Raw genomic sequence first — 208 nt, 5'->3', positions numbered from 1 at the left:
GGCCAATCGCTTGGTGCGTGGGGTTAAACGTCGCCCCCGTTAACGTGGGTTTGAGTCGTGACATCGACACGCTGCTGTCTGTCAGCGTGGTTGCAACCGCGGCGAGGTTGTTGGTGCCGCTCACGCTCAAAGTGATGGCGCCGTCTTGCAAGCTACTCATGTCTAAGCTCAAGCTCCAACTGCCATCCGCCGTGACCGCCACGCCCGT

1 pseudogene is annotated in these 208 nt (G+C 60.6%); it reads right to left on the bottom strand.

Features of this window, described 5'->3' with window-relative positions:
• Nucleotides 1–208: pseudogene (locus MD535_RS26095) on the bottom strand (tandem large repeat); the annotation flags it as partial.

This window comes from Vibrio qingdaonensis, assembly GCF_026191675.1.
GTDB classification, from domain to species: domain Bacteria; phylum Pseudomonadota; class Gammaproteobacteria; order Enterobacterales; family Vibrionaceae; genus Vibrio; species Vibrio qingdaonensis.
Note: the sequence above shows the minus strand (reverse complement) of the source record. Positions and strands in the feature narration are given on the sequence as shown.